Source organism: Dietzia sp. 179-F 9C3 NHS (genome assembly GCF_045369825.1).
GTDB lineage: Bacteria > Actinomycetota > Actinomycetes > Mycobacteriales > Mycobacteriaceae > Dietzia.
In genome coordinates this window covers 16,262-38,813 of the sequence record NZ_JBIQES010000012.1, presented here as the reverse complement: position 1 = coordinate 38,813, position 22,552 = coordinate 16,262, and the positions used below count along the sequence as shown (strand labels likewise).

23 protein-coding genes and 1 riboswitch are annotated in these 22,552 nt (G+C 73.0%); of the genes, 16 read left to right on the top strand and 7 right to left on the bottom strand.

From position 1 onward, the window contains the following. Nucleotides 1-2: 2 nt before the first annotated feature. Both ACH0BZ_RS13610 and pdxH read right to left on the bottom strand, forming a co-directional pair. Nucleotides 3-1,292, bottom strand: a complete 1,290-nt coding sequence (locus ACH0BZ_RS13610) for a citrate synthase (RefSeq protein ID WP_406899088.1) — start codon at nucleotides 1,290-1,292, stop codon at nucleotides 3-5. A 172-nt stretch (nucleotides 1,293-1,464) separates the two neighbouring features. Further along, nucleotides 1,465-2,142 carry a pyridoxamine 5'-phosphate oxidase gene (pdxH, locus tag ACH0BZ_RS13605; protein ID WP_406899087.1) on the bottom strand — a complete coding sequence of 226 codons (678 nt, stop codon included), beginning with the start codon at nucleotides 2,140-2,142 and terminating at the stop codon, nucleotides 1,465-1,467. Nucleotides 2,143-2,193: 51 nt separating this feature from the next. Here pdxH and serC point away from each other — a divergent pair, with 51 nt between their 5' ends. The 4 genes from serC to ACH0BZ_RS13585 all read left to right on the top strand — a co-directional run bounded on the left by serC (nucleotide 2,194) and on the right by ACH0BZ_RS13585 (nucleotide 5,588). Beyond that, nucleotides 2,194-3,324 carry a phosphoserine transaminase gene (serC, locus tag ACH0BZ_RS13600; RefSeq protein ID WP_406899086.1) on the top strand — a complete coding sequence of 377 codons (1,131 nt, stop codon included), beginning with the start codon at nucleotides 2,194-2,196 and terminating at the stop codon, nucleotides 3,322-3,324. A gap of 138 nt (nucleotides 3,325-3,462) precedes the next feature. Beyond that, on the top strand, nucleotides 3,463-4,362 hold the full coding sequence (sepH, locus tag ACH0BZ_RS13595) for a septation protein SepH (protein WP_406899083.1): 900 nt from the start codon (nucleotides 3,463-3,465) through the stop codon (nucleotides 4,360-4,362). A gap of 9 nt (nucleotides 4,363-4,371) precedes the next feature. Further along, nucleotides 4,372-5,262 carry a DUF6928 family protein gene (locus tag ACH0BZ_RS13590; RefSeq protein WP_406899082.1) on the top strand — a complete coding sequence of 297 codons (891 nt, stop codon included), beginning with the start codon at nucleotides 4,372-4,374 and terminating at the stop codon, nucleotides 5,260-5,262. Next, nucleotides 5,259-5,588, top strand: coding sequence for a YnfA family protein (locus tag ACH0BZ_RS13585; protein WP_406899081.1), 330 nt, complete (start codon nucleotides 5,259-5,261; stop codon nucleotides 5,586-5,588). The genes ACH0BZ_RS13590 and ACH0BZ_RS13585 overlap by 4 nt, the downstream gene beginning before the upstream one ends. Here the strand turns inward: ACH0BZ_RS13585 and ACH0BZ_RS13580 are convergent. Together ACH0BZ_RS13580 and ACH0BZ_RS13575 are read right to left on the bottom strand one after the other, a co-directional pair. Beyond that, nucleotides 5,585-6,430, bottom strand: coding sequence for a TrmH family RNA methyltransferase (locus tag ACH0BZ_RS13580; RefSeq protein ID WP_406899080.1), 846 nt, complete (start codon nucleotides 6,428-6,430; stop codon nucleotides 5,585-5,587). The two genes, ACH0BZ_RS13585 and ACH0BZ_RS13580, sit on opposite strands and share 4 nt — an antisense overlap. A gap of 20 nt (nucleotides 6,431-6,450) precedes the next feature. Further along, nucleotides 6,451-7,920, bottom strand: coding sequence for an NCS2 family permease (locus ACH0BZ_RS13575; RefSeq protein WP_406899079.1), 1,470 nt, complete (start codon nucleotides 7,918-7,920; stop codon nucleotides 6,451-6,453). Between the two features lie 87 nt (nucleotides 7,921-8,007). On the opposite strand from ACH0BZ_RS13575, the gene ACH0BZ_RS13570 reads away from it, so the two are divergent. Beyond that, entirely contained in the window at nucleotides 8,008-8,328 is a 321-nt protein-coding gene (locus ACH0BZ_RS13570; RefSeq protein ID WP_406899078.1) for a DUF2530 domain-containing protein, read from the top strand. Nucleotides 8,329-8,392: 64 nt separating this feature from the next. Here the strand turns inward: ACH0BZ_RS13570 and ACH0BZ_RS13565 are convergent, their stop codons facing one another. Further along, nucleotides 8,393-9,325 carry a DUF3027 domain-containing protein gene (locus tag ACH0BZ_RS13565; protein WP_406899077.1) on the bottom strand — a complete coding sequence of 311 codons (933 nt, stop codon included), beginning with the start codon at nucleotides 9,323-9,325 and terminating at the stop codon, nucleotides 8,393-8,395. A gap of 57 nt (nucleotides 9,326-9,382) precedes the next feature. Between ACH0BZ_RS13565 and ACH0BZ_RS13560 the strand changes: the two genes are divergently transcribed. Genes ACH0BZ_RS13560 through ACH0BZ_RS13550 form a run of 3 tightly spaced genes read left to right on the top strand, consistent with a single transcriptional unit; the run spans nucleotide 9,383 to nucleotide 12,207 of the window. Next, on the top strand, nucleotides 9,383-10,273 hold the full coding sequence (locus tag ACH0BZ_RS13560; RefSeq protein WP_406899075.1) for a glutaminyl-peptide cyclotransferase: 891 nt from the start codon (nucleotides 9,383-9,385) through the stop codon (nucleotides 10,271-10,273). Next, nucleotides 10,266-11,657 carry an MFS transporter gene (locus ACH0BZ_RS13555; RefSeq protein WP_406899074.1) on the top strand — a complete coding sequence of 464 codons (1,392 nt, stop codon included), beginning with the start codon at nucleotides 10,266-10,268 and terminating at the stop codon, nucleotides 11,655-11,657. The genes ACH0BZ_RS13560 and ACH0BZ_RS13555 overlap by 8 nt, the downstream gene beginning before the upstream one ends. Before the next feature lie 31 nt (nucleotides 11,658-11,688). Then, nucleotides 11,689-12,207 (top strand): DUF2771 family protein, encoded by a 519-nt coding sequence (locus ACH0BZ_RS13550; protein WP_406899073.1) that lies wholly within the window; start codon nucleotides 11,689-11,691, stop codon nucleotides 12,205-12,207. Between the two features lie 5 nt (nucleotides 12,208-12,212). Here the strand turns inward: ACH0BZ_RS13550 and ACH0BZ_RS13545 are convergent, their stop codons facing one another. Next, the gene (locus ACH0BZ_RS13545; protein ID WP_406899072.1) at nucleotides 12,213-12,614 is read right to left on the bottom strand and encodes a cold-shock protein; all 402 of its coding nucleotides are present in this window, start codon (nucleotides 12,612-12,614) and stop codon (nucleotides 12,213-12,215) included. A 119-nt stretch (nucleotides 12,615-12,733) separates the two neighbouring features. Here ACH0BZ_RS13545 and ACH0BZ_RS13540 point away from each other — a divergent pair, with 119 nt between their 5' ends. Further along, nucleotides 12,734-13,039, top strand: coding sequence for a hypothetical protein (locus ACH0BZ_RS13540; protein ID WP_406899071.1), 306 nt, complete (start codon nucleotides 12,734-12,736; stop codon nucleotides 13,037-13,039). A 177-nt stretch (nucleotides 13,040-13,216) separates the two neighbouring features. After that, nucleotides 13,217-13,378, top strand: a riboswitch (cyclic di-AMP (ydaO/yuaA leader). Nucleotides 13,379-13,387: 9 nt separating this feature from the next. Next, nucleotides 13,388-14,008 (top strand): transglycosylase family protein, encoded by a 621-nt coding sequence (locus ACH0BZ_RS13535; RefSeq protein ID WP_406899070.1) that lies wholly within the window; start codon nucleotides 13,388-13,390, stop codon nucleotides 14,006-14,008. An 88-nt stretch (nucleotides 14,009-14,096) separates the two neighbouring features. Here the strand turns inward: ACH0BZ_RS13535 and ACH0BZ_RS13530 are convergent, their stop codons facing one another. Beyond that, complete coding sequence (locus tag ACH0BZ_RS13530; protein ID WP_406899068.1) at nucleotides 14,097-14,294, bottom strand: hypothetical protein; 198 nt, start codon at nucleotides 14,292-14,294, stop codon at nucleotides 14,097-14,099. 103 nt (nucleotides 14,295-14,397) lie between these two features. Between ACH0BZ_RS13530 and ACH0BZ_RS13525 the strand changes: the two genes are divergently transcribed. From ACH0BZ_RS13525 to ACH0BZ_RS13500, 6 genes are all read left to right on the top strand, one after another. Continuing rightward, entirely contained in the window at nucleotides 14,398-16,734 is a 2,337-nt protein-coding gene (locus ACH0BZ_RS13525) for a helicase-associated domain-containing protein (RefSeq protein WP_406899067.1), read from the top strand. A 104-nt stretch (nucleotides 16,735-16,838) separates the two neighbouring features. Continuing rightward, complete coding sequence (locus ACH0BZ_RS13520; RefSeq protein ID WP_406899066.1) at nucleotides 16,839-18,506, top strand: DNA repair helicase XPB; 1,668 nt, start codon at nucleotides 16,839-16,841, stop codon at nucleotides 18,504-18,506. Between the two features lie 160 nt (nucleotides 18,507-18,666). Then, a complete protein-coding gene (locus ACH0BZ_RS13515; RefSeq protein WP_406899064.1) occupies nucleotides 18,667-19,353 on the top strand; it encodes a DUF3239 domain-containing protein in 687 nt (228 codons plus the stop codon). 195 nt (nucleotides 19,354-19,548) lie between these two features. Then, on the top strand, nucleotides 19,549-20,610 hold the full coding sequence (locus ACH0BZ_RS13510; RefSeq protein WP_406899062.1) for a MalY/PatB family protein: 1,062 nt from the start codon (nucleotides 19,549-19,551) through the stop codon (nucleotides 20,608-20,610). A gap of 245 nt (nucleotides 20,611-20,855) precedes the next feature. After that, a complete protein-coding gene (locus ACH0BZ_RS13505) occupies nucleotides 20,856-21,713 on the top strand; it encodes an HtaA domain-containing protein (protein WP_406899060.1) in 858 nt (285 codons plus the stop codon). 178 nt (nucleotides 21,714-21,891) lie between these two features. Beyond that, entirely contained in the window at nucleotides 21,892-22,530 is a 639-nt protein-coding gene (locus ACH0BZ_RS13500; protein WP_406899059.1) for a heme oxygenase (biliverdin-producing), read from the top strand. The last annotated feature ends 22 nt before the right edge of the window (nucleotides 22,531-22,552 follow it).

Here is a 22,552-nt window from a genome sequence, read left to right as displayed (position 1 = left end):
GGTCAGCGCTCGCCGATCGGGGTGAACGTCCGCTCGGCCGGGCCGGTGTAGACTTGGCGCGGGCGGTTGATCTTGGTGGTGGGATCCTCGCGCATCTCGCGCCAGTGCGCGATCCAGCCGGGCATACGGCCGAGGGCGAACAGCACGGTGAACATCTCCGTTGGGAAGCCCATGGCGCGGTAGATGAGGCCGGTGTAGAAGTCCACGTTCGGGTAGAGCTTGCGCTCCACGAAGTAGTCGTCCGCCAGAGCCGTCTCCTCGAGCTTGAGCGCGATCCCGAGCAGCGGGTCGTCCGAGTGCGAGAGCAGCTCGTGGGCGTGCTTCTTGGCGATCTGGGCGCGCGGGTCGTAGCTCTTGTACACGCGGTGGCCGAAGCCCATGAGCTTGACGCCGTCGACCTTGTTCTTGACCTTGTCCATGTAGTCGGTGGCGTCGCCGCCCTCCGACTCGATTCGCTCGAGCATCTCGAGCACGGCCTGGTTGGCGCCACCGTGCAGCGGGCCGTAGAGGGCGTTGATGCCACCGGTGATCGAGGCGTACAGCGGCGCCTCGGACGAACCGACCATGCGGACGGTCGAGGTGGAGCAGTTCTGCTCGTGGTCGGCGTGCAGCACGAGGAGCATGTCCAGGGCGCGCTCGACCTTCTCGGTGATCTCGTAGTCCGGCCCGAACGTCATGCGCAGGAAGTTGCCCGTGTAGCCGAGCGAGGTATCGGGCGCGACGGTCTCCTGCCCGGAGCGGATGCGCTCGATCGCGGCGGCGAGGGTCGGGCCCCGGCCGAGAAGGCGGGCCGTGGCGAGGTCGACGGCCTTGGGGTCGTCGATGTCCAGGTCGTCGCCGTGGGTGCCGAACAGGCTCACGCCGGCCGAGAGGACCGGCATCGGGTGGGTGTCCGCGGGGAACGCCTGCAGCAGCGGCAGCATCTGGCCGGGCAGCTCGGTCTCGCCGAGGACCTTCTCGGTGAACTCGGCGAGCTGGGCCTCGGTCGGGTCCTCGCCGTAGATGAGCAGGTAGGACACCTCGAGGAACGAGGCGTGCTCGGCGAGCTGGTCGATCGGGTACCCGCGGTGGCGCAGGATGCCCTCGCCGCCGTCGATGTAGGTGATGGAGGAGGTGCACGAGGAGGTGTTGACGAAGCCCACGTCGAGGGTCGTCATCCCCGTCTTGGACAGGAGTGGGCCGAGCTGCACGGCGTCACTGCCGCACGTCGCATCGACCACGTCGAGCTCCAGGTCACCACCGGGGTACGACAGTGTTGCCTTGCGGTCCGAACCGTTCGAGCCTGCGGTCACGCGATTCCCTCTCCGACGATTGGTCCCGGCGGCGACTGTCCCGCCTCGATGTCCAGTGTGCACCTCGGGGCCCGCGGCCCACGGGTGCGCTGTGGCACACCTTACCGTGCTGGTCGCCACCGATTCGACGCGTCCCACCGAGAGCACCCCCCGGAAAGGACACCGGTCCAGGTTAGGGGTGCAGACGAACGACCGACCACCGGTCGCCGTCCCGGACGCACTCCACCCGGTCGTGGAACCGGTCGCGGCCACCCTGCCAGAACTCCACCCGGTCCGGCACGAGCCGGTAGCCGCCCCATCGCTCGGGCATGGGCACCTCGTCCTGCCCGGCGAACCGCGCCTCCGCGGCCGCGAACAATGACTCGAGCTCGCGCACCGACCCCACCGGGCGCGACTGGTCCGACGCCCAGGCCGCCACCTGCGACCCGCGCGGTCGGGTGCGCCAGTAGGCGCGACTCTCCTCGGGGTCGAGCGGACGGCACGCCCCCTCGAGGTGCACCTGCCGCTCGACGACCAGCCAGGGGAACGTCACCGAGGCGTACCCCGAGGCCGCCAGCTGGGTGCCCTTGCGGGACGTCGTCGTCGTGAAGAAGGTGAGCCCCTGCTCGTCCACCCCCTTGCACAACACCGTGCGGGTGGAGGGGCGCCCGTCGGCGCCGACGGTGCCGAGCACCATGGCGTTGGGCTCGCGGACCCCGCGCCGCCCGGCCTCGTCGAGCCACGCGGTGAACAGGGGCAGCCACCCGACGGCGAGGTCGGCCTCGTCGAGCCGGGTGTGCAAGCCGTAGCCCACCCGCATCGTGTCGAAGTCGGTCGGCTCGAGGGTGGGTTCCGTGGCGGCGTCCTCCATGCCCCCCGACGCTACTCCGGCCCGTCGGGGTGTCGGACTACGATGACACCCATGAGCGATCAGCTGCCCACCATCCCCACCGACCTCCTGCCCACGGACGGCCGCTTCGGCTGCGGCCCGTCCAAGGTCCGGCCCGAGCAGATCGCGGCCGTCTCGGACGCCGCTACCACGATCATGGGCACGAGCCACCGCCAGCCGGGCGTGAAGAACGTCGTGGGCCGGGTCCGCGACGGGCTGCGCGAGCTGTTCTCGCTCCCCGAGGGCTACGAGGTGGTTCTCGGAAACGGCGGCACCACCGCCTTCTGGGACGCCGCCGCGTTCGGCCTCGTCCGCGGCAAGTCGCTGCACCTCACCTACGGCGAGTTCTCCTCCAAGTTCGCCAAGGTCACCGGCGCCGCGCCGTTCCTGGACGACCCGGTCGTCATCTCCGCCGACCCGGGGTCGGCCCCCGACACCGCCTCGGCCTCCGACCCGTCGGTGGACCTCATCGGCTGGGCGCACAACGAGACCTCGACCGGCGTCATGGTCCCCGTGACCCGCCCGGCCGGGTCGGGGGACGCCCTCGTCGCGATCGACGCCACCTCCGGCGCCGGCGGCCTGCCGGTCGACATCACCGACGCCGACGTCTACTACTTCGCGCCCCAGAAGTGCTTCGCCTCCGACGGCGGGCTCTGGGTGGCGCTCATGAGCCCGGCCGCGCTGTCCCGGGTCGAGGAGATCGCCGCCACGGACCGCTGGTGCCCCGACTTCCTCTCCCTGCCCACCGCCGTGGACAACTCGCTCAAGAACCAGACGTACAACACCCCCGCGGTGGCCACGCTGCTCATGTTTGCCGACCAGATCGAGTGGATGAACACCCAGGGCGGTCTCGACTGGTGTGTGGCGCGCACCGAGGACTCGTCCTCGCGCCTCTACGACTGGGCGGAGGCCAGCGACTACGCCACCCCGTTCGTCGCCGAGCCCGCGCACCGCTCGCAGGTCGTGGGCACCATCGACCTCGACGAGAAGATCGACGCCGCGCAGGTCGCCAAGACGCTGCGCGCCAACGGCGTCGTCGACACCGAGCCCTACCGCAAGCTCGGCCGCAACCAGCTGCGCATCGGCATGTTCCCGGCCATCGACCCCGAGGACGTCACCCAGCTCACCCGCTGCATCGACCACGTGGTCTCGCAGCTCGGCTGAGCGAGTCCGCGCCGCCCGGCTGCGCGCGTCTGCGCGACTGGGCCGGGGTGCTGCCCTACCATGTGGGGAACGCCCCGGCCCCGGGTGCGCGTCACCCGAGTCGCCGCCGGCGGGGCCACGAGAAGTCGAGGAGGCGGCATGCGGCAGCTGAGGATCGTCGGGGTGGACACCGACTCGTCGGTGGTCGAGTGCGAGATCCGGGACACCGGGGAGAAGCTCGCCCTCCCGCTCGACGACCGTCTCCGCGCCGCCGCCCGCGGCGAGTACCTGCCCTCCGACACCGGGCCGCGGCCGCCGGTGACGGGCACGCTGCGCCCCCGCGAGATCCAGGACCGCATACGGCACGGCGCCTCCCCCGAGGAGGTCGCCGCCGACGCCGGCGTGCCGCTGTCGCGCATCGAGGGCTTCGCCGTCCCCGTCCTGCTCGAGCGCGCCACCGCCGCCGAGCTCGCCAGGGGCGCCCATCCCGCCCTGCCCGACGGCCCGGCGCTGGACACCCTCGCCGAGCGCGTCGAGTCGGCCCTCGACCGCCGCGGCATCGATCCCGACCTCGTGACGTGGGACGCCTGGCGCGACCGCTCCGGCGGCTGGGTCGTCCGCACCTCCTGGCCCGCGGGCCTGTCCGACGACGCCTCCGCCACCTGGTCGTTCGTCCCCGACTCGCACGGCGGCGCGGCCCACGCCCTCGACGACGAAGCCCACGGCATCCTCGACCCCGACCGCGCGACGTCGCTGCGCACGGTCGCGTCCCCGCCCCCGCTGCCGCCCGGCCCGCCGCCGGTCCGCGCCGTGCCGGCCCCGGTCGAGCCGCCGCGCGACGAGGAGCCCGGGTCCGCCTCCCGCCCCGCCCCGGTCCCGGACGAGCGCCCCGCGCCGCCCACGCCGCTGCCGGCGGCCGGTCGCGAGGAAACAGGTGACGACGACGAGGACTTCCTCCGACACCCGCCGGCCGAACCCGAGCGCCGCCCGTCGCGCCGCCACCCCACCATGCCGTCGTGGGAGGACGTCCTGCTCGGTGTCCGCAGCAAGGACGACTGACCCGCGCGCATGACCCACCACGTCACGACCTTCTGGTACCTGGACACCGACGACCCGGCCGCACCGATTCGCTCCGGGATGCCGTCCGACCCCGGCTTCGCCCGCCGGCTGCTCTCCAAGCTCTTCCCCACCGTCACGGTCACGTCGCTGGGCGCGTTCCCGCTCAACCGCTCGGCCTCCGCCGGGGCCGGCGAGATCTACGTGGGCTCGTTCCCCGGCCTCACGGTGGTGCACACCCCGGTCGACGCGCCGCTGGAGCTCTCCGAGACGGACGTCACGTGGCTGCGACTGGTGGAGGCTCCGGTGATACTCGCGTTCTCGCACGACCCGGCGTCGGGCGTGAGCGGGTTCGCCCGCTGGGAGTCCGGCCGGCTCGTCCGATCGTTCGCGGGCGCCGACGACCGGATCGTCGAGGACGAGGGCATGCCGCTGCCGTTCGAGCGCCCCTACTGGGCGGGCGAGTTCCCGCTCACCGGGCACGCCGACGACCCGCTCGCCCTGCCGTTCGCCCCGGAGGCCCTGCTCCACGCCGCCCACCGGGACTGGCTGGGCTTCGACCTCGACCCGGGTGGGCTCGACGTCCCCGTCCACGGGTTCGCCACCGACGGTCGCCGCGAGGTGCGCCAGCACCGCCCGCCCGTCGGGCCGGCGGTGCACCTCATGGGCTCGCCGGGCCGCGCCGAGCTCCACGCGGCCGCCCAGCGCGAGGCCCGGGGCTCCGGAGACGACGCCCGGCGCGCCTCGTCGCCGTACGAGGCGGACGACTACGAACGCGCCCCCCTGGCGGCCCAGGACGGCGGCACGGCCCTGGGCGCGTTCCGACGGGTCGCTGGCGCGGTCGGCGGTGCCGTCCGCCGGGGTGCGGACGCCGCCGCCCGTCTCCGGCCGGGCCGCCGGTGACCGTCACCCGGTCGATCCTGCTCTTCGCCCTGGCGGCGCTGCTCGAGATCGGCGGGGCCTGGCTGGTGTGGCAGGGGGTCCGCGAGCACCGCGGCTGGCTGTGGATCGGCCTCGGCGTGGTGGGGCTGGGCCTCTACGGCTTCGTGGCCACCCTGCAGCCGGACGCCAACTTCGGGCGGATCCTCGCCGCGTACGGCGGGGTCTTTGTGGCCGGCTCGCTCGTGTGGAGCATGGTGGCCGACGGCTTCCGCCCGGACCGCTACGACGTGGTCGGAGCGCTGATCTGTCTGGTCGGCGTGGGCGTGATCATGTATGCCCCCCGCTAGACCGGCTCGACCCCGCGGGCGCGCTCGTAGAACGCCACGGCCGCCGCGGTGGCCACGTTGAGTGAGTCCGTGCCGGGCGTCATGGGGATCGCGGCGCGCACATCGCAGGCCCGCATCGCGTGCTCGGTGAGGCCGGGTCCCTCGGCGCCCAGGACAAAGGCGACCTTCTCGGCGTCCACGGCCCGCGCGAGCGGCACGTCCGCGGACGGGGCGAGCGCGACCGTGCGGAACCCCCGCGCCCGCAGGTCCTCCAGGGAGCGCTGCCACGTCGTCGGCGTCCCCGGCAGGTGGGCGAAGGGCAGCCGCAGGACGTGCCCCATCGACACCCGCACGACCCGCCGATAGAGCGGGTCGCCGGTGGCGGCGCCGAAGAGCACGCCGTCCACCCCGAGCGCGGCGCAGTTGCGGAAGAGCGCGCCGAGGTTCTCCGGGTCGTTGACCCCTTCGAGCACGACCAGCGTGTGCGCGCCGGCCACTACGTCATCGACGGGCAGCGGCGCGGGCCGCTCGGCCGCGGCGAGGATGTCGCGGCTCGAGCGGAAGCCGATCACCTCGCTGATCAGCTCCTTGTCGGCGCGCAGGAACACCGCGTCGCCGGCTCGCTGGTCGGCGTCCCAGCCCTCCTCGGCGGCCTCGCGACGCAGCTGGGCCAGGCGGGCGTCGGTGCCCAGCAGGACGTGCGGCCGGAACCGGGAGAGCAGCATCCGGCCCACCACATAGGTGCCCTCGGCGATCACCAGCCCGCGCCCGCCGGGCAGGTCGGGCCGCCGGTCGGAGTGGTTGAGGTCGCGGAGGTCGTCGAGCCGCGGGTCGGCGGGGTCCTCGACGTCACTCACCAGCACGGGCGCGCCCCCTCCCAGACTCAGGCCAGCGCGTCGGTGATGGGGCCGATCGCAAAGAACACGGCGAACGCGATCGCCACGCCCCACAGCAGTGGGTGCACCTGGCGGCCCTTGCCGGTGGCGGTGGCGAGCACGACCCAGGCGATGAAGCCCACGCCGATGCCGTTGGCGATGGAGTAGGTGAACGGCATCACCACCATGGTGAGGAAGGTCGGCAGGGCCACCTCGAAGCGCCGGAAGTCGATGTTGACGATCTGCGCGATCATGAGCGCGCCCACCACGACGAGCGCGGGCGCGGCCGCCTCGACGGGCACCACCTCGTAGAGCGGGGTGAGGAACATGGCCACGAGGAACAGCGCGCCGGTGACGATGTTGGCCAGGCCGGTGCGGGCGCCCTCGGCGATGCCCGCGGCGGACTCCACGAAGACGGTGTTGGACGACGACGAGGTGAGACCGCCCGCGACGGCGCCGACGCCCTCCACGACGAGCGCCGTCTTCATCCTCGGCAGGTTGCCGTCGGCGTCCGTGAGCTCGGCCTCCTTGCCGAGACCGGTGAACGTGCCCATGGCGTCAAAGAAGTTGGCGAGCAGGAGGGTAAAGACGAAGAGGCTGGCGGCCAGGGGCCCGATGCGCGTGAACGCACCGATGAGGTCGACCTCGCCGATGAGCGAGAGGTTGGGCAGTCCGCCGAGCGACTCGGGGATGCTCGGGACGGCCAGGCTCCAGCCGGTGGGCACGGGCTCGCCGTCGACGAATGACGGCCCGGTCTTGGTGACGGCCTCGACGATCGCAGCGACGACGGTGGTGATGACGATGCCGACGAACAGCCCACCGCGGACCTTTCGTGCCACGAGGACGCCACACAGCAACAGGCCCAGGACGAAGACGGCGGTCGGCCACGAGGCGATCGAGCCGTCGATGCCGAGCCCGACCGGGACGGTGGTGTTGGCGGCGTCGGGCACGCGGCGGACGAAGCCGGAGTCGACGAGGCCGATCATCGCGATGAACAGGCCGATCCCCACGGCGATCGCGGCCTTGAGGTCGCCGGGGATGGCGTCGAAGACCGCCTTGCGGAACCCGCTCACGGCGAGGACGACGATGATGAGGCCCTCGATGACGATGAGCCCCATCGCCTCGGCCCACGTGACCTGCTTGGCGATGGTCACCGCGACGAGCGAGTTGATGCCCAGGCCGGTGGCGAAGGCGAACGGGTAGCGGGCGATGGCGCCGAACATCACGGTCATGACGCCGGCGGTGAACGCGGTGACGGCGGCGATCTCGGGGATCGACAGGCGGGCGCCGGTGACGTCCTCGCCCGAGCCCAGGATGAGCGGGTTGAGGATGACGATGTAGGCCATCGCGAAGAAGCTCACGAGCCCACCGCGGACCTCGCGGCCGACCGTCGAGCCGCGCTCGGTGATGTGGAAGTAGCGGTCGAGCGCGCCGAGCCGTTGAGGCGACGGCGGCGAATCCTGGGTGCTCTGGGTCATCAACGGACCTTCCTGAGGCTGGCCTGAGAGGCATGGTCGAACCGTCACAGCGTAACCGGCCCCGTCCGCTGCGGTAGCGTCGCGGGCATGACGGGGCGTGAGGGCGGGGCGGATCAGGCGGCGCGTCCCCGCGTGCCCCGCATCCCGGGTTACCTGCTCGATCCGCGGCCGGTGGTCATCGTGGGCACCCTCGCCTGGACGTTCGCTCTGCTCGCGGAGATGCTCGTCGCCGACGCGGACATGCACACGGTGATCCTGTGCGCGGTGGGCGTGGGCGTGGGCGCGCTCGGCACCTTTGTCTACGTCCTGCAGCGGCGGGCCGTGCTACGCGGCAGCGAGGGCGCGCAGGTCGGCCTGGACTTCGACCTCACCGACACCGTCCGTGGCGTCGAGACCGAGCAGGACTGACCGCACGCGACCCGTCTCCCGTCTCCGGTCTCCCCCGCCTCCCTCTGCACGGGGCCGGGGCTGATCAGGCCTCGCCGGGCGCGCGCTCGTCGCCGCCGTTCGCCATCGGCTCGGGATCCACCGGCTCGTCCGGGGAGTCGAGTTCGACGTGCGGGGCCCGCGGAGCCGCGGCGGCGCGGCGGGCAGCCATCGTGGCCGCGAGCTGCTGCGGGAGCACCACCACGTCGACGGCGGCGTCGTCGTAGGCCGCGGCGACGGGCGTCGAGGACTCGGGGCTCACCTCGACCTCACTGTGCGCCCCGCAGCCGTACTGCAGGTGGACGATCTGCCCGTCGGCGGAGAACTCGTTGGCACACACCCCGAACATCGCGCCGAGCGAACCGGTGACGGGGAGGAGGAAGCCGCAGGTGCCGCAGTGGTGCTTGGCCCCGCGGGCGATCTCGGCGTCGGGCCCGCGCTCGGCGGCCCAGCGGGCGGCCGCGGCGGACCGGCCCTCGCGGCTGAGATGGCGCGGGCGGCCGAGGCCCACCGGGCCGGCCAGCTCGTCGAGTTCCTCGTCGCCGGTGAGTAGCTGGCCGGGGACGAGCCGCTCGTCGTCCTCGGCGGGCGGGAGGAGGTCGCCGGCCCCCAGGTCGCCGGGCCGGATGCGCTTCTCCCACGGCACCCATTCGGGCGCCACCACGGCGTCGGCGCCGGGCAGCAGGGAGATCTCGTCGACCGTGACCTCGCCGCCGGGCACCAGCGCGAGGACGCACGCCCAGTGCCAGCCGCGGTAGCCGGACAGCGCGGCGGCGAAGCGGTGGGTGGTGGTGAACGGCGCCTCGATCGCGTGCCCGAGGTGCTCGCCCACCCCGTCGGCGGCCACCTCCGCGACGGCGGAGCGCGCCACGTCCACGGCGGCGGCCAGCCGCTCGCGCAGCGCGTCGTCGAATTCCGGCGACGGCCCGGGGGCCGTGTCCGGTGCGTCCGTTCCTACCTCGGTGTCCACCCCTCCCATTATGCGCGTCGACGGGTCTGTCTCACGGCCCGGCCTTCTGTGCGGCATCCTGAAGGCATGCGCAGCCTCGTCGGCCCCCTCGCCCCGCTCGTCCTCACCGTCGGCCTGGCGGGGGCCCTGTCCGCGTGCGCGGACTCGGGAGAGGACGCCCCGTCGGCGTCACCGGCCGCCGACACCACCCTCGCCTCGTCGAGCGTGGACACCGGCTCGGCGGGCTCGGCCGGGGGCGGCGTGGCGGTGGGCGACGGCCCCGAGCAGCCCGCCCGGGGCACGGTCGAGGTGGTCCGCACCCTCCCCCACGACTCGCGCCTGTTCACCCAGGGCCTGCAGGTCGTGGGCGACCGGATCTACGAGTCCACGGGGCACTTCGGCCGGTCCGAGGTGCAGCACCGCCCCCTGGAGGGCGAGGGCCCGGTCGTGTCGGTGCCGATGGCCCCCGACGAGTTCGGCGAGGGCCTCGCCGTCACCGACGACACCGTGTGGACCCTCACGTGGAAGAACGGCGTGGCCCACAACCGCGACCCCGAGACGCTCGAGGTGCGCTCCGAGGCGCGGTACCCGGGCGAGGGCTGGGGCCTGTGCTACGACGGCGAACGGCTCGTCATGAGCGACGGCTCCGACCGCCTCACCTTCCGCGACCCCGTGACCTTCGAGGAGACGGGGACGGTGCCCGTAACCGCCGGCGGCGCCCCCGTCCCCCGGCTCAACGAGCTCGAGTGCGCGGACGGCACCGTCCTGGCCAACGTCTGGATGACCGACGACGTGGTGCGCATCGACCCGGCCTCCGGCCACGTCACCGCCGTCTACGACGCCTCGGCGCTCGGGCAGCCCCGCACATCCGACCAGGACGCGGTGCTCAACGGGATCGCCGCCCTCCCGGACTCGGAGAACGTCCTGCTCACCGGCAAGCTCTGGGACACCGTGTACGAGGTGCGGCTCGTTGACTGAGGCCCCCGGCGGCGACGCGGGGGCCGAGCGCGGGGCCGCCCGACGCCTGGGCGGGACCACGCGCCGGGCGGCGGGCACGGTCGGCCGAACCGCGCGCCGGGTCTTCCACGCCGACGGGGCGGACCGGTCCGGACTCGCGCCGCTCAGCTACGTCACGGTCGCCAACTTCGCGTGCGACGCGATCCTCGCCGTCGCGCTGGCCAACACGTTGTTCTTCTCGGCCGCCACGGCGGAGTCCCGCGGCAAGGTGGCCCTCTACCTGTTGGTGACGGTGGCCCCGTTCGCCGTGCTGGCCCCGGTCATCGGCCCCGCCCTGGACCGGCTGCGCAGCGGGCGGCGTCTCACGGTGTCGCTCACCTTCACGCTGCGGGCGGTCCTCGCCGTCATCCTCGCGCTCAACGTGGACACGTGGCTGCTGTACCCGCTGGCACTGGGGATGCTCGTGCTGTCCAAGACGTTCGGCGTGGTCAAGGCCTCCATCACGCCGCACGTGCTGCCGCCGGCGCTCGACCTGGTCCGCACCAACTCCCGGCTCAACGTGCTGGGCCACGTGTGCGGATCGCTCGTCGCGGGCGCGCTCGCCGGGCTCGTGGCGTGGGTGTGGGACTCGCCCACCGCGCTGTGGCTGCTCGCGGGGGTGGCGCTGGTCGCGGCCTACGTGGCCATGACGATCCCCGCGCACGCCGAGGCCGACGTCCACGAGGAGTCGGCCACCTGGACCGTGCACGGCCGCCTCACCGGCGCCCTGCGCGCCGCGCTCACCCGTCCGCTGGGGCGCAACGTGCTCGCCGACCTGTGGGCGGTGTCCTCACTGCGGCTCCTCACCGGCTTCCTCACCCTGTTCCTGGCGTTCGTGGCCAAGGCGCAGGAGGACGCGTCCGCGGTGGAGCAGGCGGGGATCCTCGCCGTGGCCGGCGCCGCGGGCGGGATCGGGACGTTCGCCGGCAACGCGGTCGCGGCCCGCATCCCGTTGGGCCGGCCCGGCCGGATCACGGCGACGGCGGGCGGGGCCGCCCTGGCTGCGTCCGTCGTGGCGGCGTTCCTCGGCACCATCTGGGCGGCCGCAGCGCTGGCGCTCGTCGCCGCGGTGTGCAGCGCGCTGGGCAAGGTCGCACTCGACGCCTCCATCCAGACGGACATCCCCGATTCCGCGCGGTCGTCGTCGTTCGGCCGCTCGGAGACCGCGCTGCAGCTCTCGTGGGTCGTCGGCGGTGCGCTCGGGGTGCTCCTTCCGCCCGACTTCACGGTGGGGTTCGCGGTGGTGGCGGTGATCGGCGCGGTGATGTACGCGCAGTCGGCCCTCACCGCGCGCGGCCGGACCCTCGTCCCGGGCCTCGGCGGCAACCGCCCCCGCCGTCCGGGCCCGCCCGGGGCCCCGGTGTGACCGACCCGGGCCACCTCGGCAGAATGGGGCCGTGAGCTCCACCAGCACATCCGAGTCGTCCCGCCGTCGCATCCGCCCCGTGACCTGGGCGATCCTCGCCTGGATGGTGATCATGATCGCCGCCATCCTGGGGGCCTGGCAGGGTTCGGAGTCGCGGCACGGCGCGCTGCCGGAGATCACCGTGACCACCGAGCGAGGCCACCAGAAGGTCCTGCCGTTCACCGCCACGGACCTCGACGGCAACACCTTCACCAATCCCGTCGCCGAGTACCGCGTGCACGACGAGGGCGTCATCGGGGTCCGGCTGCCCTCCGAGCTCCGGCGCGCCGCGCTCGCGGTGGTCGAGATGCGCGAGAACGGCGTCCACGAGCGCGAGATCCAGCCGGGCGGACCCGGTCAGCTCCGCATCCCGGTGATGTCCGACGACCTCGGCCGGCTCGAGGGCCTGGCGATCATGGCGGGCACGCTGGTCTACAACGCCGACGGCGAGGAGACCCTCCTCAACGGTGAGTGGTCGGTGGGCTTTCTCTATGACGGCGAGGTGGACTGACCCGGTCAGGAGTCCAGGTCGCGGGCCACGGCCCGCAGCACGGACGCGACCCGGGAGGCCACCTTGTGGTCGGGCCTGCGACCCCGCCGCAACTCGGGCTGGACGGTCGACTCGAGCACCTTGATCATGTCCTCGACCATCCCGTGCAGCTCGTCGGCGGAGCGCTTGGGCCCGCCGCGGGGGGCGCGCTCCTCGGCGGCCGCGGGCTCGTCATGGACCACGACGCGCAGCGCCTGCGGTCCGCGGCGCCCGGAGACCATGTCGAACTCGACCCGCTGGCGGGGCCGCAGCGTCTCCACGCCGGCCGGGAGGGCGTCGGCGCGGACGTAGACGTCCTCGCCGCCCTCCTGCGACAGGAAGCCGAACCCCTTCTCCGCGTCGTACCACTTGACCTTGCCGCTGGGCACCGCGCTCCACCTCTCCACCGGTCGCGCGCACGCGCGTCCCTTCCAGTCACTACCGGCAACCGACTGTACCCGCGCGGGCTCGCGTCGCCCCGGCGGTCCCCGGGCGGTACCCTCCCGGTGTGAGTTCCGACGACCGGCGCGACGATCCGCGCGACCCGCACGACGACCCCTGGTCCCCGGACTCCGCCCGCGGGCCGTTGGACGGGCCGCGGCAGGACCGGGCCCGGGGGCGGGTCCTGCTCCGGGTTGCCGTCGTCCTCTTCGCCGTCGGCGTGCTGTTCTCGGTCCTCGCCGCGGTGGTGCCCATCGCCCTCGGCCGGGACGCCCCGACGGTCCTGTATCTGGGCGCCATGTTCTTCACCCCCGCCGGGTTCCTCCTCGGGCTCGCGTCGGCGTTCCTCGGCTCGCGGCCGCCCGGGGTGTGACCAATCCCACAGTTCGCCATCCCTCCTGGTAACGACGGGATAACGGCGGGGCATCCCGACCTGTCCGGCCTCGCTTTATTTCAGAATGGTGACGATTGCGCATCGGCCCGGTAGTGTCCTTCGCAGACTCGTCAGCGAGTTGGCATCGGCCGCGACACCGAACCCCGCCCAGCGGACCGATGGACAGTGATCATCCACCGGGCGGGGGCGGGGGACCCACCACGGGCCCACGTCGGGCCGGCGACCCACGGTCGCCTTGGGGTGAAGCCGCCGAGAGGCGGCCGGGCGCACTCGTCCGAACCCGACAGCTCACCCCGTAGGCACTGAGTGAAAAGGACTGACGCGTACATGACCTCGTACACCGGACGCCACCGCGCCGCCACCACGACCTCCGCCCCCAAGACGGCCGCCAAGGTCGTCCTCGCGGGCACCGCCTTCTCCGCCGCCGGCCTCGCGCTGGCCCCGGCCGCCAACGCCGCGCCGGATTCCGACTGGGACCGCCTCGCGCAGTGCGAGTCGGGCGGCAACTGGGCGATCAACACCGGCAACGGCTACCACGGCGGCCTGCAGTTCTCGCCGAGCACCTGGGCCGCCTACGGTGGCACCGAGTTCGCGCCCACCGCCAACCAGGCCACCCGCGAGCAGCAGATCGCTGTCGCCGAGCGCACCCTCGCCGGCCAGGGCTGGGGCGCCTGGCCCGCCTGCTCGGCCAAGCTCGGCCTGAACAGCGCCCCGACCCCGCGCGACGTCTCCGGCGCGCCGGCCGCTCCCGCGGCCCCGGCCGCCCCCGCCGCCCCGGCCGAGGTCACCGCCGCCGACCACGTCGCGACGCTCGCCGCCGCCGCCAAGGCCCAGGGCATCACCCTGCCGATCGAGGCCACCTACGAGGCCAACAAGGCCGCCGTGGACGAGGCCTACAAGGCCAACCAGGACGCGGTCGACGCGTTCTTCAGCAACTACCTGGGCTGATCCGGGCACACCCGGCAGACCGACGACGCGGGCCGCCGTTCCCCTCGGGGAGCGGCGGCCCGCGTCGTACTCGGTGCGCCTCAGGCGGTCACGTGGTGACCCGGGTCCGGTTGACCACGGTGTAGGGGTGCACGTAGTTGATCGCGTCCGCGGGAAGCGGGAAGGTCTCCTGCCCGAAGGGCGACAGGCCTCCCGCGACCAGCGCGGACAGTTCGGTGACCGGGTGCTCGCCGAACGAGGCGTCGGGCCAACCCGGGTTGTCGTGAGTCAGTTTCTTGGCAGCCACGTGGGTAGTCTCTCACCTCCGGCACGCTTCGTCAGCAACTGGGTCGGATCCACCCCGCCGTGTCCACCCCGCCCGTCGCGGCCTCACTAGGCTGGGAGGGATCATGACGACGACGCGCGCCCCGTCCCGGCCCGGCTCCGGCGGCGACCCCGACTTCTCGGCCTGGCTCGCCGGGCGATCCGACGACGCCCTGGTGCGCCTGTGCGAGCTCCGGCCCGACGTCGCCGCCCCTCCCCCGACCTCTCTCGAGGTCCTGTCCTCGCGCCTGCGCCTGCCCGCCTCCGCGGTCCGCGCGCTCGGCGACCTGGACTGGCCGGCTCTCCTCACCCTGTCCACAGTGGTCGCGCTCGGCGCGGACTCCGGCCCGGTCCCGGTGGTGGCGGTAGCGGACCGGCTGGGCGTCGGCGTCGACGACCCCGCGTTCGTCGCCGCGCTCGCGGCACTGCGCGAGCGGGCCCTGGTGTGGGGCGAGGAGTCCTCGGCCCGGGTCGTGGCCGTGGTGGCCGGGGCTGTGGAGAACGCTCCGGTCGTCGCGCCCGATCCCGGCGAGCCCTCCGGCGAAGCCCTCGAGGCCGCCTGGTCCGGGCTCTCGGAACCGGCCCGCGCCGTCCTCAGGGCGATCGGCCGCGGCCGCACCCCGGCGGGCGCTCTCGGCGCCGAGGCCGCGCCGACGGTCCGGGAGGCGGCCGCCGAACTGGCCGCAGCCGGCCTGGCCACCATCCGGCACGGCGACGACGGCGCGACCGTGATCCCCCACGCCCGCGCCCTGGACCGCGCCCGCCACGGCGCCCGGCCGACCGGCGCTTCCCTGCTCGACCGCCCGCCCGGTTTCGAGACGCCCGCGCGGGCGCGTCCGGCCGCCGGCTCCGCCGCGGACTCCGTCGAGGCCGCCGCCGGGGTGGCCGCGCTCGACCTGCTGCACCGCTGCGACGCGGTGCTCGCCGCCCTGTCCACCGTGCCCGCGGCCACGCTCAAGGCCGGTGGCGTCGGCGTGCGCGAGCTGCGCCGCGTGTCCCGGGCCGCCGGGGTGGACGAGGCCGAACTCCCGCTGCTGCTGGAAACCCTCGCCTCCGCCGGCCTGCTCGCCGAGGGCGACACCGAGGTGGGCGACGAGGCCTACGACGCCGTGTGGGCCCCCACCGAGGCCGCCGACGTGTGGGCCTCCCGCGAACCCGCCCGCCGCTGGGCCGACCTCGTCCTGGGGTGGTGGACCTCCCCGCGCGCCGCCTGGCGGGTCGGGACCGAGCTCGACGGCGGCGGCACCGTCCCCGCGCTCGGCGACCCGGCCGGCCCGCCCCCGCAGGCCGAACGCGCCCGCACACTCGCGGCGCTCGCCGCCGTCGAGCCGGGTGCCGCCCCCGACGAGGCCGCGCTGCCCGAGGTCGTCCGCTGGGCCTCGCCGCTGTGGGTCTCGCGGGCGGGCGGGCGGCCCGCACAGGAGACGATCACGGAGGCGCGGCGACTCGGCCTCGTCGTTCTCGGCTCCGCCACCACCGCCGCGCGGCGCCTCGCCGCGGGGGACCCGCCCTCCACCACCCCCGACGACCTCCTCGACGTCCTCACCGCCGCGCTCCCCGAGCCGGTCTCGGAGGTCATCGTCCAGGCCGACCTCACCGTCCTCGCGCCCGGCCCGCTCGCGGCCGACCTGGCCGCCGAGTTCGCGCTCCTCGCCGACGTCGAGTCCGCCGGCGCCGCCACCACCTACCGGATCACCGAGGCCTCGCTGCGCCGCGCGCTCGACGCCGGCCGCACCGCCGCGGGCCTACGCGACCTGCTCGCCCGCACCTCGGTGACCCCGGTACCGCAGTCCCTGGACTACCTCGTCGAGGACGTCGCCCGCCGCCACGGCCGGCTCCGCGTGGGCACCGCGTTGTCCTTCGTCCGCTGCGACGACCCCGCGCTCGTCGCCCAGGTCACCTCCTCCCCGGTGGCCGAGTCCTGCGCCCTGCGGGCCGTGGCCCCCACCGTGCTCGTCTCCCAGGCCCGGCCCCTCGACCTCGTCGAGGCGCTGCGCGAGCATGGCTTCGCGCCCGTCGTCGAGGACACCACCGGCGCCGTCGTGGCCCTCACCCGCCCGGCCGCCCGTGTCCGCGCCACGCCACCCGGCCGGGCCCCGCGCGTGCCCACCCGCGTCGCCACGCCCGCCGAACTGCGCTCCGCCGTGGCCGCGATGCGCTCGGCCGACCGGGTCCGGGCCGCCGGCCGCGGCGCCGGCCTGACCGGGGAGGCCGCAGTCGCACGGCTCCACGAGGCCGCACGGACCGGCACGGCGGTCATGGTCTCCGTGGTGGACACCCAGGGCCGCTCGACGACCCGCCTCGTCGTCCCCGCCTCCGTCGGCGGCGGCCGCGTCGAGGGCATCGAACCCGACTCCGCCGAGCCCGTCACCCTGCCCCTGCACCGGGTCATCACCGTGGCCGACGTCGAGCCCACCCGCTGACCCCGGCCGGCACTTCGCCCGCCGCCGCGCCGCCCGGATTTCCTGGACAATGGGCGGTCTGGCCCGGCGTCCACCCGGGCCGCGAACCGAGGGAGGGTTTTTCCGTGAGTGGTGGTCCGCTGATCGTCCAGTCCGACAAGACCGTGCTGCTGGAGATCGACCACGATCAGGCCGACGACGCCCGCCAGGCGCTGGCCCCGTTCGCCGAGCTCGAGCGCGCCCCCGAGCACGTGCACACCTACCGGATCACGCCGCTCGCCCTGTGGAACGCCCGGGCCGCCGGGCACGACGCCGAGCAGGTGGTGGACGTGCTCGTCACCTACTCGCGCTTCCCGGTTCCGCAGCCGCTGCTCGTGGACATCGTCGAGACCATGGCGCGCTACGGCCGGCTGCAGCTGGTCAAGAACCCGGCGCACGGGCTCACGCTGGTCTCGCTCGACGCCGCCGTGCTCGCCGAGGTGCGCCGGCACAAGAAGATCTCCCCCATGCTCGGTGCCGAGATCGACGCCGACACCGTGGTGGTCCACCCCTCCGAGCGGGGCCGCCTCAAGCAGGAGCTGCTCAAGGTGGGCTGGCCGGCCGAGGACCTCGCCGGCTACGTTGACGGCGAGGCCCACCCCATCGACCTGTCCACCGAGCACGAACAGTGGGAGCTCCGCGACTACCAGCAGATGGCCGCCGACTCCTTCTGGGCCGGCGGCTCCGGGGTGGTGGTGCTGCCGTGCGGCGCCGGCAAGACCATGGTCGGCGCGGCCGCGATGGCCAAGGCCAAGGCCACCACGCTCATCCTGGTGACCAACACCGTCGCCGGGCGTCAGTGGAAGCGGGAGTTGCTCGCCCGCACCACCCTCACCGAGGACGAGATCGGCGAGTACTCCGGTGAGCGCAAGGAGATCCGGCCCGTCACCATCGCCACCTACCAGGTGGTCACGCGCAAGACCAAGGGCGTGCACCGGGCGCTGGAGCTGTTCGACTCCCGCGACTGGGGCCTGATGATCTACGACGAGGTGCACCTGCTGCCCGCGCCCGTGTTCCGCATGACCGCCGACCTGCAGTCGCGACGCCGCCTCGGCCTGACGGCGACGCTCGTGCGAGAGGACGGCCGCGAGGGCGACGTGTTCTCCCTCATCGGCCCCAAGCGCTACGACGCGCCGTGGAAGGACATCGAGGCGCAGGGGTGGATCGCGCCCGCCGACTGCATCGAGGTGCGCGTGACGCTCACCGAGAACGAGCGGATGCTGTACGCGACCGCCGAGGCCGAGGACAAGTACAAGCTGTGCTCCACCGCGCGGACCAAGATCCCGGTGGTGCGGCGGATCCTGGAGAAGCACGCCGGGGCGCCCACGCTCGTGATCGGCGCCTACCTCGACCAGCTCGAGGAGCTCGGTGCGGAGCTGGACGCACCCGTCATCCAGGGATCGACGTCCAACTCCGAGCGCGAGAAGCTGTTCGACGCGTTCCGAGCCGGGGAGATATCCACGCTCGTGGTGTCCAAGGTCGCCAACTTCTCGATCGACCTGCCCGAGGCCAGCGTCGCGGTGCAGGTGTCGGGCACGTTCGGATCGCGTCAGGAGGAGGCGCAGCGGCTCGGACGACTCCTGCGGCCCAAGCAGGGCGGCGGGCAGGCGCACTTCTACTCGGTCGTCGCCCGCGACACCCTCGACGCCGAGTACGCCGCGCACCGCCAGCGGTTCCTCGCCGAGCAGGGTTACGCCTACCGGATCGTCGACGCCGACGACCTGCTGGGCCCCGGGATCCCCGAGGTGGGATAGGGCCGGGCGAGGCGGATGACCGGGCGGCCGGCACCCTCGCGGAAGGCTCGAAGGCCGCGTTCGGTCCGGGAGTTTTCCAACGGGCGCCTGTTCTGACATTCGGTTCCCGGGCTGCCCGGCTCCCCGGCCCGCTGCGGGCGCCGCCTGGGATACTGGGCCCATGGCCGCCGATCGCTCCCCCCGCAACCCTCATGAGAAGTACCGCCTCGCCGACATCCCCGTCGACGACGCCTGGGTCCGCAAGCACAACGAGAACCTCTCGGAGGTGCGGCGCCTGCAGTGGTCGGCGGGAATCCTCGGCGGCATCGTGCTCGCGGCCGGCATCGGCATGCTCATCGTGGCGGAGTTCGAGGCGTGGGGCTGGATCATCGCGGCGCTGGCCGGCGCGTTCGCGATCGGCTCCCTCGCCATGATCGGCTACATCCCCCGCAAGATGGGGTCGATGCAGCACGCCTACTCGACCTCCGAGCTCGTCCCGGCCGTCATCGCCGAGGTCCGCCCGCGCGGCGTGACCCTGCTGGCACTGGTCGACCGCGCCGTCGACCGTTCGGCCGGGAAGCTGCCCGCCCTCGTGGCCCGCAACTGCGGACCTGTCGCGGGCCACGAGTCGAAGGTCGGCGAGCGCGTGCCCTGCGTCGCCGTGGTGGGCAACCGGAGTGCCCGCGGCCGCGACAACCTCTACCAGTTCATCTCCCCGATGCCCGTCGCGTGGGCCACCTCCGACTCAGCGGCGCTGCGTCGCCTGGAGAAAGAGATCCCCTCGGGTGAGTGGGAGCGGCTGCGCCAGAACATCGACCGCGTGGACGAGGTCCAGGCCGTGCCGGCAAGCCTGCTGCCCCTGGACTGAGCCGCCGCTCCGGGCGTGGGTGCCCCCGGGAGTGATTCCGGGGACCTGACGTACCACGCACCACCAACTAATCTGGAGGTTCTGCCAGCCCCGGCCGAAAGGACCCCCGTGCCGTTTCCCCTGGATGTTCCCGAATCGCAGCTGCGTAGTCGGCGAAGCCAGAAATGGCGGGCCTATCCGGAGGACGTACTTCCGATGTTCGTGGCGGAGACCGACGTGCTTCTCGCGCCCGCCATCCGCGAGCGTCTGGCCGACGCGGTCGCCGACGGGGACACCGGGTACTTCACCGAGATCGAGCGGTTCGCCGGGGTGTGCGCGCGCTTCTACTCGCGGTTCGGTTACGAGGTGCCCGAGGAGACAGTGGTGCCGGTCAACGACGTGGGAGTGGGGGTGCGCGAATCACTGGCGCGGTCCCTGCCGCCGGGCGCCGGTGTCGTCTACACGCCGCCGGTGTACATGCCGTTCGGGCCGTGGATCCGGCGGGTGGGGATGTCACCCGTGGCGGTGCCGCTGCTGGGTCACGACGACGACAACCCCCGCCTGGATCTCCCCGGCATCGAGCAGGCCCTTCATGAGGGCGCACGAGGCGTGCTGCTGAGCCACCCGCACAACCCGACCGGCGTGCTGCACTCCGCTTCCGAGCTGGCCGAGCTCGCCGAGCTGGCCGAGCGCTATGACGCCGTGGTGGTCTCGGATGAGATCTGGGCCCCGCTGACCATGCCCGGCGTGGACTTCACCTCGTTCCTGGCGGTGTCCGATACCGCTCGCGAGGTGGGGTTGGCCATCTCGTCGGCCTCCAAGGCCTTCAACCTGGCCGGGTTGAAGTGCGCGTTTGTGATCAACGGCAACCCCGGGAAGTTCGCGGTTCCGCGCTCGGCGCTGTCGGGTGCGGTCGGGCATTTCGGGGCGCTGGCCGGCGAGGCGGCGATGACCCGGTCGCTGGACTGGCTGGACGAGATGCGGGCGGCACTGGCGTCGAACCTGGACCTCATGGAGCGGCTACTCGCCGAGCACCTCCCCCGCGGCCGGTGGCGCCGGCCCGACGCCGGGTTCGTGGCGTGGATCGATCTGCGCGCCTACCCGGGGCTGGGCGACGACCCGGCGGCCGTGTTCCTGGACGAGGCCCGTGTGGCGCTGAGCAACGGCCCAGCGTTCGGCTCCGAGGGCAAGGGCTTCGTCCGCGTGAACTTCGCCTGTTCCGAAGAGATTCTCACGGAGGCGTTCACGCGGATGGGGCGTGTGGCAGCCGCGCACTGAGACCGAGCCCCCTGACCGGCAACTCACTCCCTCTCCCGTTCTGCGTCCGCCACCTGGCCATACGCTGCCGTCCGCGGCTCCGCGCGTGACGAGCTCACCGACCGCCACGCCGCAATGTGGCACATCTCACACACCTTACCTTTAGGTAAGGCACACCTAAACCGGCTAAGGTAAGGCTTGCCTCAGCTAAGGGGCCATCCACCGGGTGCAGCCGGCGCCCGGGCCGACTTCACGAAGGAACGAGAATGTCTTTCTCCAACTCCCGGTCAGCCGCGATCGCGCTTACCTCCGCCGCCCTGATGGGCCTGTCCGCACTGGCCGCCCCCGGCATCGCAGGCGCGGCCGAGGTCGACTGTGACCCCGCCGACCTGGCCTACTCGGTCGACAGCGGCGCGGTCAAGTGGGGCGTCAAGACGTCCTTCCGCAGCTACCTCAAGGGACCCATCGCCCAGGGCGACTGGGACCTCTCCGACGGCGTCACCTTCGAGGGTGCCGAGCGTGGTGCCGACGGCCAGTTCGTCTGGCCCGTGGCCGGCGACGCCGCGACCGTCAGCCCGACCGGCGCAACCGCGGCCGGCACCGGTGCCGTCCTGATGCGCGGCCACCACGATGTGCTCCACACCACCATCTCCAACCCGACCGTGGAGATCAACGGCACCGAGGGCACCCTCAAGATGGACTACCGCGCCAAGAAGGTCGCGAGCTTCGTTCCGGACGCCCCGTTCGAGTGGGTCGAGGGCCGGCAGGCCCTGGCGGTGTCCTTCACCCTGCCCGAGGCCCCGAGCTTCCAGCAGGCGGGCACCATCACCGTCAAGACCGGCGCCACCACGATCGATGAGGGCTTCGGCGAGGCCTTTGCCGACATGTACGACTCCGAGGACGACATGGATCCCCTCACCCTGGTCCTCAACGTCAGCGCGACCTGCGACGCCGGTGGCGGCGACGACGATGACGACAACGGCGACGGCGGCGACAACGGCGACAACGGTGGCGACACCGACAACGGCGGCGACAACGGCGGCGACGGCGAGCTGCCCGGCGGCATCTTCGGCTCGCTCGGCGTCTTCGGCTCGCTCGGCACCATCCTCGGGTCACTGTCCTGAGCATGACGTGAAGCGGTGATGCCCTCGGGTGTCGAACGATGAACATTCGTTCGGCACCCGAGGGCTCTCTCGTTATCCGCTGCACGTGATCGACCAGCAGCACCGCCTCGACCACCGGGTCAGGCACTCACACGTGCTGCACCCTTGAGAAATAAACCAGATTCACCACGGAGGAACCATGGAGAAAACTCTTCCTGCCCCCCTGTCCACGTCGCTCCAGTCCTCCACCGCCGAGGCGCACGACAGAGCCGAGAACGCGGGCTTCATCACGCAGCTCCTCGCGGGCGATTCGGGACCCGATTCCCTGGTGGCACTGCTCCGGCAGTCGCTGCCAGTGTACGAGGCGCTGGAGGACGCGTGCCGCGCCCACAGCGCCGATCCGCGTATCGCGCCGATCCTCGACCCTCGCCTCGAGCGGGCCGACTCCCTCCGCGCGGACCTCGAGGCGCACCGCGCAGCGGGACGCATCTGTGACACCGTTCTGCCCGTCACTTCGGCCTATGTTGCAGACATCGTGGCGTGTGCCGATGATCCCGCAGCACTCGTGGGGCATCACTACGTCCGGTACCTCGGCGATCTCTCGGGCGGTCAGATCATCGCGCGACTCGTTCGGCGCCACTACGGGCTGGAGGACGGCCTGTCGTTCTACGACTTCGACATCCCCAAAGCCAAGGTGTTCAAGGACGAGTACCGGGCCGCCCTGGACGCGCTGCCACTGAGCGATGCAGAGCGCGATTCCGCCATCGCCGCGGCCAACCGCTCGTTCGACCTGAACTACCAGATGTTCGTCGAGCTCGGCGCCCTCGAGTCGACCTGAGTGCCCTGCTCCCTCCGAGCAG

Coding starts and splice junctions, on each gene's coding strand:
- pdxH (WP_406899087.1), bottom strand. CDS start 2,142: ATGGAGGACGCCGCCACGGAACCCACCCTCGAGCCGACCGACTTCGAC.
- serC (WP_406899086.1), top strand. CDS start 2,194: ATGAGCGATCAGCTGCCCACCATCCCCACCGACCTCCTGCCCACGGAC.
- sepH (WP_406899083.1), top strand. CDS start 3,463: ATGCGGCAGCTGAGGATCGTCGGGGTGGACACCGACTCGTCGGTGGTC.
- ACH0BZ_RS13590 (WP_406899082.1), top strand. CDS start 4,372: ATGACCCACCACGTCACGACCTTCTGGTACCTGGACACCGACGACCCG.
- ACH0BZ_RS13575 (WP_406899079.1), bottom strand. CDS start 7,920: ATGACCCAGAGCACCCAGGATTCGCCGCCGTCGCCTCAACGGCTCGGC.
- ACH0BZ_RS13570 (WP_406899078.1), top strand. CDS start 8,008: ATGACGGGGCGTGAGGGCGGGGCGGATCAGGCGGCGCGTCCCCGCGTG.
- ACH0BZ_RS13565 (WP_406899077.1), bottom strand. CDS start 9,325: ATGGGAGGGGTGGACACCGAGGTAGGAACGGACGCACCGGACACGGCC.
- ACH0BZ_RS13560 (WP_406899075.1), top strand. CDS start 9,383: ATGCGCAGCCTCGTCGGCCCCCTCGCCCCGCTCGTCCTCACCGTCGGC.
- ACH0BZ_RS13535 (WP_406899070.1), top strand. CDS start 13,388: ATGACCTCGTACACCGGACGCCACCGCGCCGCCACCACGACCTCCGCC.
- ACH0BZ_RS13525 (WP_406899067.1), top strand. CDS start 14,398: ATGACGACGACGCGCGCCCCGTCCCGGCCCGGCTCCGGCGGCGACCCC.
- ACH0BZ_RS13515 (WP_406899064.1), top strand. CDS start 18,667: ATGGCCGCCGATCGCTCCCCCCGCAACCCTCATGAGAAGTACCGCCTC.
- ACH0BZ_RS13510 (WP_406899062.1), top strand. CDS start 19,549: ATGTTCGTGGCGGAGACCGACGTGCTTCTCGCGCCCGCCATCCGCGAG.
- ACH0BZ_RS13505 (WP_406899060.1), top strand. CDS start 20,856: ATGTCTTTCTCCAACTCCCGGTCAGCCGCGATCGCGCTTACCTCCGCC.
- ACH0BZ_RS13500 (WP_406899059.1), top strand. CDS start 21,892: ATGGAGAAAACTCTTCCTGCCCCCCTGTCCACGTCGCTCCAGTCCTCC.